Below are 13,059 nucleotides of genomic sequence, written 5' to 3'. Positions count from 1 at the left end.
TTATATACATCATATTTGAGGGGGTGTCCAGCTTGGCATCGTCGTGCAGGCGGGCAAGCAGCATATGGCGCGAAATGAAATGTAAGGGCTTACTTTAAAAAGGAGGACTAGCGATGGAATTGGCGAAAGGTATTATTCCGGCGATGGTTACACCGTTCGATGAGCAGGAGGAGCTGAACGAGCAGGCGCTTTGTCTAATGGTGGAGAGGTTTAGGTCCGCTGGCGTTCATGGCTTGTTCTGTCTGGGCACAAATGGCGAGTTTTTCTCGCTTTCCTTCGAGGAGAAGGTGCGGATAGCGGAAATCATTGTGCGGGAAGCGAAGGGCCGCGTGCCGGTTTATGCCGGAGCAGGCTGTGCGAGCACATTGGAAACGGTTCGGCTGGCGAAGCGGCTGCAGGAAGCAGGCGTCGATGCGCTCTCGGTCATTACTCCTTATTTCCTTTCGTTTACTCAGCAGGAGCTTATTTATCATTTTGAGCAGGTAGCGGCAGCGGTTGCGATTCCCGTCTTGCTGTACAACATCCCGGCCCGCACAGGTAATGCGCTGCAGCCCAAAACGGTAGCCGAGCTTGCGAAAATCCCGAATATTGTCGGCATTAAGGACAGCAGCGGCAGCTTTGATATGATTTTGCAATATATCGGACAGACACCGGATTCCTTCTCGGTGATGGCGGGAACGGATTCGCTCATTTTACCGACGCTTATGGCGGGCGGCAGCGGTGCGATTGCAGCAACGGCTAATGTATTTCCGGCGCAGGTGGCGGCGATCTATGAGCATTTTCAGGCGGAGCAGTATAGGGAGGCAGAGGAGGCGCAGCGGGTGCTGCGGGATTTGCGTAGTGCCTTTTCCTTGGGCACGCTGCCTTCGGTATTGAAGGCGGTGCTCAATGAGATCGGCGTGCCTGCTGGCCCATCCCGCCGTCCGGTAGCACCGCTGACACCGGCAGCATATGGCGAATTGAAGCTGATGGTTGAGAAGTACCGGCAGCAGGGACTTTTATGAAAAAATAAGCCTTGCCCGGTTGCACGCTTGTTGGCCGCTCTACTTATGCTTACCGCGAAACGGGCCTTTGCCGTCGCTTCACAGCAAATAGCCCGTTTACGCCAGCCCAAGGGGGATGACGAGATGAGTCGATACACGAAGCCAGTGAAACCGCAGCAGCTGCAGCATATTGAAATTTACCGCAAAGACAATGAATTTTGCTCTTGGCCTTTTAATGGTGGTATGTGGAAAATAAGCGAAGGAAACATCTTGCTCGCGTTTATGAGCATTGGCTGTGACTATCAGATTCCAGGAAACCTGAACCATGACCGGGTAGAAACCTTCGGGCGCATCGCTGCCGTCCGCACGCTTGATGGTGGCCGCACCTGGCAGGAGGCCGCGCAAATCGCCGACAATTACAAGCTGCTGGATCAACTCCCGTATGGCAAGCCGCATATGTTCGAGGAGGGCTTCGATTTCTCCGACCCCAATACGCTGCTCGAATGCTGGTGCACGCCGAACTCCGCCGTTGACCACGCCCAGGCGTGGGTGAAAATGTCGCGTGACGCAGGCGCGACCTGGAGCGAGCCAGTGATGCTGCCGGATTGTGGCATTCCCCGCTATCAAGGCAGGCCATCGTATATTGTGCGGCCAGACGGTGTTGTTCTGCTCTTTCTGACGGCAAGGCCGCGAAATAATCCGCATGATCGCCCCGTCGTCTTCGCTTCCTTCGATGATGGCTGCAATTGGTCGCTTGTGTCGTTAATGCCGCATAGCGAGGAGTATCGAATGATTTGTCCATCCCCGGTTCTAATGAAGGATGGCATCATTATGGTTGCAGTCAGATGCAAGCCGGCGATGGTGGCGGCATGGTGCGAGCTTTACGCCTCGGACGATGGCGGGCTGACGTGGCGCTTCGTCTCGCGCATCAACGACCATGGCGATACGGTGCATTTGACGCTAATGGAGGATGGCAGGCTGTTTGCCGTCTATGGCTTCAGAAGGCCGCCATTCGGCATTCGGGCAAGGGTAAGCGAGGATAATGGGCTAAGCTGGGGCCCGGAGCTGATTTTACGTGACGATGGCGGCAGCAATGATCTTGGCTATCCGCGAGCTGTCGAGACAACCGCCGGAGAAATATTGGCGACTTATTATTTCAATGATGCGAAGGATACGATTCAGCAAAGAGGCGGCGTTCGCTATATTGGCGGCACGATACTCAGACCGTAACATGGATAAATCCATTTATAAAGGAGCGGATCAGGATGATCATTAGCGATTTGCGAAGCTGGGAGCAGGAGCCGGGCTGGCTGCCGCCATTTCGGCAGGCACTGGCATGGCTGGAGCAGGAAGTGACGGAGGATACACCGGCTGGAAAATATGAAATTGATGGCGAGCGCCTATTTGTGCTCGTCCAGCATGTGGAGACCCGTCCAGCGGAAGAGCAGCTGGCGGAGTCCCACAAGCAATATATCGACATTCAGCTGCTGCTGAAAGGACGGGAGCTCATTCGCGTCGCCCGCGATAATGGGGAAGCTGTCGTTACAGCAGACGAGTTGGATAGCCGCGACCGCTTGTCGTATAAGGATGTAAGCGATGAATCGGACATAGTGCTTACGCCCGGCATGTTTGCTGTCTTTTTCCCGTATGATATCCACCGTCCATGCTGCAGCGTTGAAGCGGAAATGACGATACGCAAGGCGGTCGTGAAGCTGCACGTCTCGCTGTTTGAGAATTCGGCGGTTTCTTAACGAAGAAGAGAGTATGAAAGAAGCAGCATCATAAGTAGCATCTTAAAATAAGCAGCATAAGCAGCGGCACCTTCGATCCAAACGCTCAGATCGCAGGTGCCTTTTTGCCTTTTGCATGTAAATAAAAAGGCTGATTGCTGCAGCGTGCAGAAATCAGCCTTTTAGATTTGCTTAAAAATACATTTTTTGCTTCAACAACAATTATTGCTTAAACGCCATTAGGAATTAATGGCCCATCATCATCGCAGGGTCTGGCGCATCTTCCTCTTGCTCATGATCATCCTTGAGCTTCGGCTTGCGCAGAATCGTGCTCAATAATACGCCTGCTATCGCGATGCCAGCTGCGAGCAAGAAAGTATCTCCAAATGCCAGAGAGGTGCTTTCCAGCATATTGCCGCCTGCTCCCGCTTCCTTAATATGCGAGGTTGCTTGAGAGGAGAAGTATCCGGTCAGCCCAGCTATTGCAAAGGAAGTAACGACCTGCTGGCTAGCTGAAGTCAGAGGCGTCACGCGGCTGACGAGTCTGCGCGGCGCTGAGTTCAGCACATGGGTGTTAAGCGGCATCATCGACAAGCCCATGCCCATACCCATCATGCCAAGTGGAATCATGACCATAACAATCGCCGTATCCACATGAATCCGGGACAACAAGAACAGGGCAATCGTAATCACCGACAAACCGGCCATAGCTAATGGACGAGCTCCCCATTTATCGAACAGCCGTCCGCTGATAGGCATGAAAATCATCGAGCAAATCGCCATCGGCAGCGTCGTTAGACCACTCTCAAGCGGAGTGAAATCCCTGACGGTTTGCAAGTACAGCGGAATCATTAGAATCGAACCGAACAAGGCAATTTGTGAAATCCATGATAAAATAATACTGCGAGTAAAATCGGACGAGCGGAAAACACGCAGCTCCAGCAGAGGCTGCTTCTGAAGCAGCTCAACAATAATAAATAGAATAAGAGCCGATCCGCCTACGATGAGACCGGTCAACGTTCTGGCCGAGCCCCAGTCGGTTCCCCCTTCGCTAACGCCGAATGCCAGCATGGAAAAGGCGATAGGGGCCAAGATCATCCCGATAATATCGAGAGCAGGCGTTTTTTGACGTTCAAGCTTCGGCAAATATTTCATACCGACGAATAATGCGGCAATACCGATTGGCAGGTTGATTAGAAAAATCCAGTGCCATGAGGCAAAGCCGATCAGCCAGCCTGACAAAATTGGGCCAATCGCAGGAGCGAGCAGCATAGGAATGCCGAGCATGCCCATAACAGCTCCGCGTTTGTTGGCAGGTGCCATTTTGAAAATCATCGCCATCCCGATCGGGGACACCATGCCGCCGCCAATGCCTTGAAGCACGCGGAACAAGATCAGCTGCTCCGGTGTTTGCGCTAATGCGCAGAGCACGGAGCCTAGTGTAAACAGGGCAATGGTAATTAGAAAAATCCGCTTGGCGCCAAATTTATCGGTCATCCATCCGGCAAGCGGAATAACGGCGGATAAAGCAAGGGTATAGCCCGTGATCGTCCACTGGATCGTCTTGAGCGAGCTGTCGAAATAATGCTGCAAATTAGGAACGGCAACATTGACGACGGTACTGTCCAAAATGACCATCATCATCCCAATAATGACGGCAAGAAGCGGCGCCAATATCGATTTGATGGAAAAATCCGGCTCTGAGGCTAACTGTGAAGCGTTTGGTGTAGACATGTGTAGGCTCCTCGCCCTCTCTTAGGTTTCTTATGCCGATCTTAGCTCAAAGAAATAGCCAGCCTAGCGAGCCGCTCCTTGACGAAGAAGGAGCAGATTGCGTAAGATTGACTCGTGGTTTCTTTGTAAAACTGATCGGTCACGCTAGGCTTTATTTTATCGATTTTTTGCTGAAAGTCAAATGATTTTGAGAGAAGGGATTTTATTGAGCCTGATTAGAGACAGAATTATTGAATCGGCCGTCCGCCATTTTTCGGAGAAGGGCTATGTGGCGACGTCGATACAGGATATATCCGATGACTGTGGAATCGCAAAAGGTTCTTTATATAAATTTTTTCCGTCCAAAGAGGAATTATTCAAGGAAGTTCAATTGAGCCAGCAGGATAAGTTTAACGAGCAGCTTGAGAGCATCCGTTTGCAGCCGGGCCTTTCTGCCCGGGAAATTTTTATGCGGGAAACGGAAGTGACGCTGGAGTTTTTCCTATTGAACAAGTTTATTATGCAGGAGATGAGGCAGCTCATCAAAACGAAGAAGGAAATGGCGCCATTCGTCATGCAAATGCGAACCAGGCTGCTCGACTTTCATCAACAAAGCTTGATTCGGCTGCTGGGTGAAGAAATAAAGCCTCATATTTGGGATATTGCGACTGTCTACAGCGGGATGGTTAAAGAGTTTAACTTCCTGATGATTTTTGAAAATAAGCCTCTCCGCGTTAAGGATATTTCCTTCTTTGTTGTGGAACGGCTGGAGGAGATAGCTGCAAACATTTTGGCGAAGCAGCAGGCTCCTGTTCTAACCGATGCACTTATGGGCGATGTGATCAGCCAAAGGAAGGAAGGCAAGCGGATTCCGGATGAGCAGCAGCGGGATTATTTGCTCGAAGCGATGCTGGCGATGATTAAGGAGCTTGTCCTTACAAACTCCAGACGGGCACAGCTGACGCAGGCAGTCGAGGCGCTCGCCGATGAATTTAAGCGGGAGCAGCCTAAAGTGGTCATAATACAAGCGCTCATTAGCTTCTTGCAGCTGGAGCATGAGCTGAAGAGCCTCACCCTCCAGCTGGAAAAATTTTTAATGGATATCAAGCAGGATCGAACGGACACTCTGACATGCTAATGCCTATGTTTCCATATTGCTCCCCGCGCTCCATGCTCTCAAAGGCCTCTTTGGCCTGCGCAAGAGGATAAACGCGGTCTATGACAGGATGGAGCTGATGCTGTTCCACGAACGCAAGCATGGAGGCAAATTCCTCGCGGCTGCCCATGGAAGTGCCGATTATGCTGACCTGGGGGAAAAATAGCGCCCGGATCGGAATCGTGATTTCATCCCCGGAGCTTGCGCCGAAGGTGACGATGCGTCCGTTCGGCTTAATAACCTCGAAATATTGCCCGAAGGTTGCCGGCCCAATGCTATCCAGAATCAGATCGACGGCTTGCCGCCCCAAGCCGCTGCTCCAGTCGCTATGGCTGTCCAAAGCGAAGCTAGCTCCTTGTTCGACAGCCGCTTGCTGCTTGGCTTTGCTGCGGGAGGTTACACTTACCGTTGCCCCTGCTGCTAGCGCCATTAGCATGGCGAAGGTAGCGACCCCGCCGCCAATACCGGGGATCAAAACATGCTCTCCCCGCCGCAATTGCCCTTTCGTGAACAGCGCCCGATAGGCGGTCAAGGCGGACAAGGGCAGCACCCCGGCTTCCTCCCAGCTTAAATAGGCTGGCTTGGAAAACACATTTGCCGCTGGAACAATAACATACTGGGCCAATGTGCCGTTTGAGGGGCAGCCTAATATAGCGGGCACTGGAGGAACTTCATCTGTTTTTTCCCAGCCTATGCAAGGATGAATAATCACTTCATCGCCAATGGTGGCACTGCTGACCAGACTGCCGACTGCCTCCACGATTCCTGTGCCGTCCGAGCCGAGAATGAACGGATCGTCTGATGCCGTTCGCCCCGCCATTAGAAATAAATCCCGATGGTTGATTCCGGCCGCCATCAGCCGTATTTTTACCTCGCCAGTCCCCGGCTTGAGATCGGCACTTTCCTCGTATTTGAGTCCTTCGATCCCGCTTGCTCCTCTATGTGAAATTGCCTTCATTCTAATTCCTCCTGCCAATAATCGTTGATGTAGCTCTTAGCTAAACGAATTGTACACAGCGAAAATCATCAAGTAAAATGATTGAATTAGATAGTCGCTATCACAAATAATCATAGTGAAAAGAGTGGACGAGATGGAAAGCGGGGATTTGCGAATATTCCGTGCGGTTGCCCGCGAGGGCAGTGCGACGAAGGCGGCTGAGGCGCTGAACTATGTGCAGTCCAACGTGACGACCCGAATTCAATATTTGGAGTCGGAGCTGGGGCTCCCGCTATTCGTTCGCTCCAATCGAGGGATGGCTTTAACGGAGGCGGGCGAAAATCTGCTGCAATACGCTGACCGTATATTGGCCTTGCTGGATGAAGCGGCTCGTACAACCAAATATAGCGAGCAGCCCGTCGGGCCGCTGCGAATCGGCTCCATTGAGACGGCTGCATTGACGCATTTGCTTCCGCTATTTAGCCGCTATCAGTCTGAGTTTCCTGCTGTCCAGCTATCTCTATCTACAGGCGGAACCCATTCGCTCGTGCAAAAGGTTGTTAGAGGCGAGCTTGATGGCGCCTTTGTGTATGGTCCGATTGAGGAACGGAATATCGGCTGTGTACAGGCCTTTTCTGAGGAGCTGGTACTCGTATCGGAAGCAGGCAAGGACAATAGGGCCGAGCTGCTGGCTAAGCCAATGCTGTTTTTTGACGTGGGCTGTACGCATCGGACGAGGGCAGAGCATTTTTTACACGAAAGCGGGCGGACTTCCTATGAAATTCGCGAGTTCGGCACATTGGATTTAATCGTCAAGGGGGTGTCGGCGGGCTTTGGCGTCTCCCTGCTGCCGAAATCCGCAATCGCCAAGGCGGCAAAGGAAGGTTTAGTCTCCTTTCATCAACTGCCGGAAGCGTATAGGGACCTGCCTGTCGAATTTATTTTTCGCTCCGATATGAAGGGCTCAAGCGCCTTATTAAGCCTGCTCACGATGATTGGAGAAAGGGGTATATGAAAGCTCTATAATTCTGTGACCGTACAGCTATGCGTTCGCACGTGAAGAAGCCCGCTTCGAGGAGTGGGCTTTTTCCTATTATTGCTATTCCATCGGGAAGCTGTCCCATGGCCATTTATTTTTGCCGGCGCCCCGTATCCAGTCCTCGAAGAAGCTGACATATGTAATATGCGTTCAGTTCCCCGCAATAATGATCGCCCGTTTTGATATGCCCACTTGGAAAAGCGAAGGGTTCTGATCCGATTTATTGAAGTCCTCTAAGGCAATAGTGTTGCTAAATGAAACTAAAAAATGGGGAATCTATGCGGACTTGATAAGTAAGAGCTTTAATTTCATACTATAGCCTTTATTTTTTAAAGTCAGTGCTCTGATTTTATTAGAAATTGAGGCGCCTGAAGGGATGAAGCTTCAACTAAAGGTAAGGAAATCGCAACTATTTGTTGCAAATGCCAAAAGGTAAACTTCACCAGAAGCTTGTTCCTAGAAAAAATGGTTGCAATTTGCTCTATTTTGCGATAATTTAGATACAAGAAAGCGATTACATTTCGCAGGAGGTCAATTGATTTACTGAAATGTGTTGTAATAAGCAACAATTAATGGAGTGGAGATGTTCGAATTGTTAGTGCTTACTTATGCAAGCCAAATGACAATTGGGGGAGAATGCTCAAATGAACAACAAATGGAATTGGAAATCCGTTACGACGATGTCGATGGTGCTGCTTCTTGCAATGACCGCTTGCTCCAATGGAGGAAATAAGGCGGCTCCTTCAGCTTCAACGGGTACAGATGAAGGATCGGCCGGAGGAACGACAACCTTTTCCTATATGATGGCGGGAAAATATACGAATTGGCTTCAGGATTTGAATTGGTACCCTGTGCTTGAGGAGAAGACGAATACGAAGGTTGAACTGGTGAACGGCGGTGAAGATGATGATGCTTACAAGAAAAATTTGGAGCTCAAAATCGGCTCCGGCCAGTTCCCGGATTCCGGCATCGTCTCGCTGGCACAATCTGAGGTATACGGCGGCCAAGGGCTGTTCATTGATCTAAAGCCCTATATTGATAAATTCGCGCCAAACATTAAAGCTTATCTGGATGCGAATCCGGATTACGCCAAGCTGATGACGACGAAGGATGGCGAAATTTTTGGCTTGGCGCAGGAATATCCGACAATATCGAATGTAACCTTTTACCGGGCCGATATGTTTGAGAAGGCAGGCATTACGGCGAACCCGACGACGGTTCAGGAGTTTACAGATGTACTGAAAAAGCTAAAGGAAACGTACAAGGATACAGCTAATTTCTACCCGTTTACAGGGCGGGACGGCTACTTGAAGTTCCAGGAAGCTTTTGCGGCTAATGACAAAATCGTCGATGGCAAAGTGCATGGCATTTATGAGAATGGCAAAGGATCGGATATTTATTCGCCGGGCTTTAAATCGCTCATCGAGTGGTATGCGCAATTGTACCAAGATAAGCTCATTGATCCAGAATGGGTAGCTGGTACCGCAACCGAGGAATCATGGCAGACAAAAATGCTGACGGGCCAAGGCGCAATCAGCAGCGACTTCTTCACTCGCCCATCGTGGTTCATGAACAACGGCGGACCGGAAAATGATCCGAAATACAGCATTAAAGTAATGGAACCGTTCAAGGATGCGAGTGGCAATCAGACGATGCTGCCTCCAACAGAAGAGAAATACAGAATGGACCGGGTTTTCGTCATTAATGAGAAGGCGGAGGACAAAGCGGAAGGCATTATCAAATTTATGGACTACATGTTCTCGGATGAAGGCAGAACGCTGATGGACTACGGGGTAGAAGGCAAGTCCTACAAGGAGGAAGGCGGCAAGAAGGCATTTACCGTCAAATTCGAGGAGCAGGGCAACAAGCCGATTGGCACGCCGGTATGGAACTTCCTTCAGGATCGCCTGACGTTCCCGGTACCTGTCAACAATGAAGCGTATTACCAGTGGATGGATGATTTGACGAAGTCCTTTGCAACAACGTTTTTCGACAAATACACATCCAAGGAATTCAGCTCGCTGAAATATTCGACGGATCAATTGAAAGAAAGAACGACGCTTCTCGCGAATGTGAAGCAGGCGCTGAATGCGGCGCTTGTGAAATTCATCAGCGGCCAGCGCAGCCTGACCGAGTGGGATGCTTTCCTTGGCGAAATGGAGCAGGCGGGCTACAACAAGCTGACCGATATCGACCAGGCCGCCTACGACGCTATGTCTAAATAAGCTTTAGGCGGCTCCTTTCGCTCCGGCGTTTGGGAAGAGAGGGGCTGCCCTTCAATTTGAATCCAGAGGTGGGCTGAGATGAGCTCAATCGCAAAACGGGCAACATCCAAAAATAGCGGACTGCTTAAGCGGATGTGGGACGCCAAAATTTTATATTTGATTTTGCTGCCGGGCCTGATTCATTTAATTTTATTCAAGCTGCTGCCGCTGTTCGGGCTGGTCATTGCGTTTCAGGATTACAGCATATTTAAAGGCATAATGGGCAGCAAATGGATCGGCCTCGAGCATTTCAGCAAGTTCATGAGCGACCCTTATTTCTGGAAGCTGGTCAGAAATACATTGCTGCTCGCTTTTTTCAATCTGCTGTTTGTGTTTCCGATCCCGATCATTTTCGCCTTATTCGTTAACGAGGTGCGGCTGTCGGCGGTGAAGCGTTTCGTGCAAACGCTCAGCTTCTTTCCCTATTTTATTTCCTCAGCGGTTATCGTTTCAATTTTGTATAAAGTGCTGTCGCCCCAAGGCGGACTAGTGAACCAAATGCTCAATTTCGCAGGTTTTGAAAGCGTATTCTTTATGGCTGATCCCGGCTGGTTCCGCCCGCTGTATGTCATGCTTAATGTTTGGCAGCTATTTGGCTACAGCGCCATTATTTATATGGCGGCGATGACGAGCATCGACCCGCATCTGTATGAAGCGGCGGACATTGATGGCGCGAACCGATTTAAGAAAATTATTCATGTGACCCTGCCTTCGATTTCCAGCACGATCGTCGTCATGTTCATTTTGGCTATCGGCCAAATATTGACCGTCGATCTGGATAAAATTTTGCTTATGTACAACCCGAGCATTTACGATACGGCGGATGTCATTCAAAGCTACGTGTATCGCCAAGCGTTCGCAAGCGACGGCTTCCCGAATTACAGCTTTGGCGCGGCTGTTGGCCTGATGCAGTCTGTCATTGCTTTCGTGCTCGTGATGATGGCGAATAAAGTATCCAAAAAATATTCCGAGTCCCGGTTGTTCTAGGAGGCGGCAAGATGAAGAAGTTTAGCTGGTTTGATCTGATCAACAACACTTTGCTTGTCCTTGTCGCCTTGCTGTGCGTCTACCCGTTCGTGCTCATAATGGCCACATCCTTAAGCGACGGCAAAGCGGTCGTGGCAGGCTCGGTATATTTGCTGCCGAAGGGCATCAATCTCGAAGCTTACAAATATATACTCGGCAATGAACGGCTTGGGGTAACGGCAGGGCTGCTGAATTCTTTCTTTTATACGGTCGTTGGCGGCTTTGTGGCGGTGCTGGTGACATTCATGACGGCCTACCCGCTGTCACGCAAAAGGCTGGTTGGGCGCTACACGATCATGCTCCTGTTTCTATTCACTTGGGTGTTCGAGGCGGGAATCATTCCGAACTATATCGTCTATAACGGGCTGGGGCTGGTCAATTCCTGGCTGGTCATGATTTTGCCGATGGCGGTCAACACCTTTCTTCTCATCATTACAAAATCCTTCCTCGACGAGCTGCCCTATGAGCTGGAGGAGGCGGCTGTTATCGATGGCGCGAACGATTGGCAAATCATGTGGCGGGTGTTTTTCCCGCTCAGCAAGCCGATTATTGCAACGATCAGCGTATTTAATGCGGTCTACATTTGGAACCAGTTCCTCATTCCGATGATTTATTTGCAGGACCGCAGCATGCAGCCGATTACGGTCATTCTCTACAATATGATTATTAATTCCAGCAAGGGCGGTACTTCGCTTGAAAATATTACGGTAAACGGCGTACAGCTGCTGCCGCAAAACCTGCAAGCGGCCTCGATATTTCTCGCGGTTGTGCCGATTTTGCTTATTTATCCGTTTACGCAAAGGTTTTTCACGAAAGGGATGCTGCTTGGCTCGGTCAAAGGCTGATCTTGGACGCGGGGTGATGACTTGAAAATTGCAATAATCGCAGATGATTTTACAGGCGCTAACGACTCTGGCGTTCAGTTCGCAAGAAGCGGCCTCAAAGCTTCGGTTCTGCTTAATTTTGATGAAAATACAGCCGCAGCCTTCGATGATGACGTTGTGATTATAGATACGGACAGCCGCTCGCTTGCTGCTCAAGAGGCGTATGATCGCGTGCGGACGGCGGCTGAATATGTGAAGTCGAAGCCCTTTGATGTGATTTTCAAAAAGGTGGACTCGACGCTCAGGGGCAACTTTGGTGCAGAATTCGATGCGCTGCAGGACGTGCTTCAGCCGGATTTTATCGTCTGTACGCCTGCCTATCCGGAATACAACCGTACGGTGAGGGACGGTTCCTTATATTTAAATGGGCAATTGCTGCATGAGACGGAATTTGCGCTTGATCCGAAGACGCCGATTACCATCTCCGGCATTCCTGAGCTTATTCGCAGACAATCCGGGCGTAGAGTAGCCTTAATCAAGAGCGCTGATATGGCGCTTGGTCAAGCGCATTTGAAGCAAAGGCTTGCTGAGCTGGCAGCTGACGGATGCCATTATCTCGTATTTGATGCGCAAAGCGAGCAGGAGCTGCGGGGGATCGTATCACTGTTTGAGAAGCTTGAATATTGCATCATATGGGCAGGTTCGGCTGGATTAGCGGGTTGCCTGACCGCAGCTGGCGGAGCCGTTCGTGAAAATGTGCTCAAGCTGGCGACGAGCGCTGTGCCGGTGCTTGCTGTTATCGGGAGCGTCAACTTTAAGACGCGCCAGCAGCTCGCCTTGCTGCTCGCTGAGCCGCAGGTTGCCGGCATCCGGCTGGAGGCGCATGTAATGGTTGCACCTGATGCGGCTTGCAACGCGGAGTTAAAGCGCGTATACGCTGCGGCGGCACTTGCCTTGGAGCAGGGGAGGCCAGTTGTACTCTATTCCTCCGGCGAACCAGATGAGATCAGGCTGGCAATGGAAGCTGGAAGCAAGCTGGGCATGGGACAGACGGAAGTCAGCGACCGGATTGCGGAAGCGCTTGGCCGTACGGCCGCAACGCTCATGGAGGCGTATGGATTGAATCGCCTCATCTTGACGGGAGGCGATACGGCGAAGCAGTTTTGCCGCTTCGCCGGCATGGAGAAGTTCCGCCTGCAGGGCGAAGTGGAGACGGGCGTGCCGATTGGGTTATTTTCAGGAGCAAAAGAAGTATATGGGGTAACGAAGGCGGGCGGCTTCGGCTCGGGCGATGTATTCGTCCGCACGCTGCATCTGCTGCAAGGTGCAGGTGGCAGCAAGCCGCACCCTGCCGGGCACAATACTGTTCATTCGGATCGCGTTTAGC

General features: G+C 50.9%; 11 protein-coding genes. 9 read left to right on the top strand and 2 right to left on the bottom strand.

The annotated features are described in order from the left end of the window. Positions 1-113: 113 nt before the first annotated feature. The 3 genes from dapA (at position 114) to BBD42_RS06420 (ending at position 2,734) form a co-directional block, all read left to right on the top strand. Complete coding sequence (gene dapA, locus BBD42_RS06430) at positions 114-1,004, top strand: 4-hydroxy-tetrahydrodipicolinate synthase (RefSeq protein ID WP_099517496.1); 891 nt, start codon at positions 114-116, stop codon at positions 1,002-1,004. Between the two features lie 123 nt (positions 1,005-1,127). Next, positions 1,128-2,213, top strand: coding sequence for a sialidase family protein (locus BBD42_RS06425; protein WP_099517495.1), 1,086 nt, complete (start codon positions 1,128-1,130; stop codon positions 2,211-2,213). 35 nt (positions 2,214-2,248) lie between these two features. Next, positions 2,249-2,734 (top strand): NanQ anomerase/TabA/YiaL family protein, encoded by a 486-nt coding sequence (locus tag BBD42_RS06420; protein WP_099517494.1) that lies wholly within the window; start codon positions 2,249-2,251, stop codon positions 2,732-2,734. A 225-nt stretch (positions 2,735-2,959) separates the two neighbouring features. Here the strand turns inward: BBD42_RS06420 and BBD42_RS06415 are convergent, their stop codons facing one another. Beyond that, positions 2,960-4,447 carry an MDR family MFS transporter gene (locus BBD42_RS06415; protein ID WP_099517493.1) on the bottom strand — a complete coding sequence of 496 codons (1,488 nt, stop codon included), beginning with the start codon at positions 4,445-4,447 and terminating at the stop codon, positions 2,960-2,962. Positions 4,448-4,652: 205 nt separating this feature from the next. Here BBD42_RS06415 and BBD42_RS06410 point away from each other — a divergent pair, with 205 nt between their 5' ends. Further along, a complete protein-coding gene (locus tag BBD42_RS06410) occupies positions 4,653-5,564 on the top strand; it encodes a TetR/AcrR family transcriptional regulator (RefSeq protein ID WP_172455418.1) in 912 nt (303 codons plus the stop codon). On the opposite strand, the gene BBD42_RS06405 is transcribed toward BBD42_RS06410, so the two are convergent. Beyond that, positions 5,530-6,540 (bottom strand): zinc-binding dehydrogenase, encoded by a 1,011-nt coding sequence (locus BBD42_RS06405; protein WP_099517491.1) that lies wholly within the window; start codon positions 6,538-6,540, stop codon positions 5,530-5,532. The two genes, BBD42_RS06410 and BBD42_RS06405, sit on opposite strands and share 35 nt — an antisense overlap. Positions 6,541-6,673: 133 nt before the next feature. Between BBD42_RS06405 and BBD42_RS06400 the strand changes: the two genes are divergently transcribed. The 5 genes from BBD42_RS06400 to BBD42_RS06380 all read left to right on the top strand — a co-directional run bounded on the left by BBD42_RS06400 (position 6,674) and on the right by BBD42_RS06380 (position 13,058). Further along, positions 6,674-7,534: a LysR family transcriptional regulator gene (locus BBD42_RS06400; RefSeq protein ID WP_099517490.1), complete on the top strand. Its 861-nt coding sequence runs from the start codon at positions 6,674-6,676 to the stop codon at positions 7,532-7,534. 668 nt (positions 7,535-8,202) lie between these two features. Beyond that, on the top strand, positions 8,203-9,783 hold the full coding sequence (locus BBD42_RS06395) for a type 2 periplasmic-binding domain-containing protein (protein ID WP_099517489.1): 1,581 nt from the start codon (positions 8,203-8,205) through the stop codon (positions 9,781-9,783). A gap of 78 nt (positions 9,784-9,861) precedes the next feature. Next, positions 9,862-10,809 carry an ABC transporter permease gene (locus BBD42_RS06390; RefSeq protein ID WP_099517488.1) on the top strand — a complete coding sequence of 316 codons (948 nt, stop codon included), beginning with the start codon at positions 9,862-9,864 and terminating at the stop codon, positions 10,807-10,809. Positions 10,810-10,820: 11 nt separating this feature from the next. Next, entirely contained in the window at positions 10,821-11,693 is an 873-nt protein-coding gene (locus BBD42_RS06385) for a carbohydrate ABC transporter permease (protein ID WP_099517487.1), read from the top strand. A 21-nt stretch (positions 11,694-11,714) separates the two neighbouring features. Beyond that, a complete protein-coding gene (locus tag BBD42_RS06380; protein WP_099517486.1) occupies positions 11,715-13,058 on the top strand; it encodes a four-carbon acid sugar kinase family protein in 1,344 nt (447 codons plus the stop codon). Position 13,059: the final 1 nt, after the last annotated feature.

This window comes from Paenibacillus sp. BIHB 4019 (assembly GCF_002741035.1).
GTDB lineage: Bacteria > Bacillota > Bacilli > Paenibacillales > Paenibacillaceae > Pristimantibacillus.
Note: the sequence above shows the minus strand (reverse complement) of the source record. Positions and strands in the feature narration are given on the sequence as shown.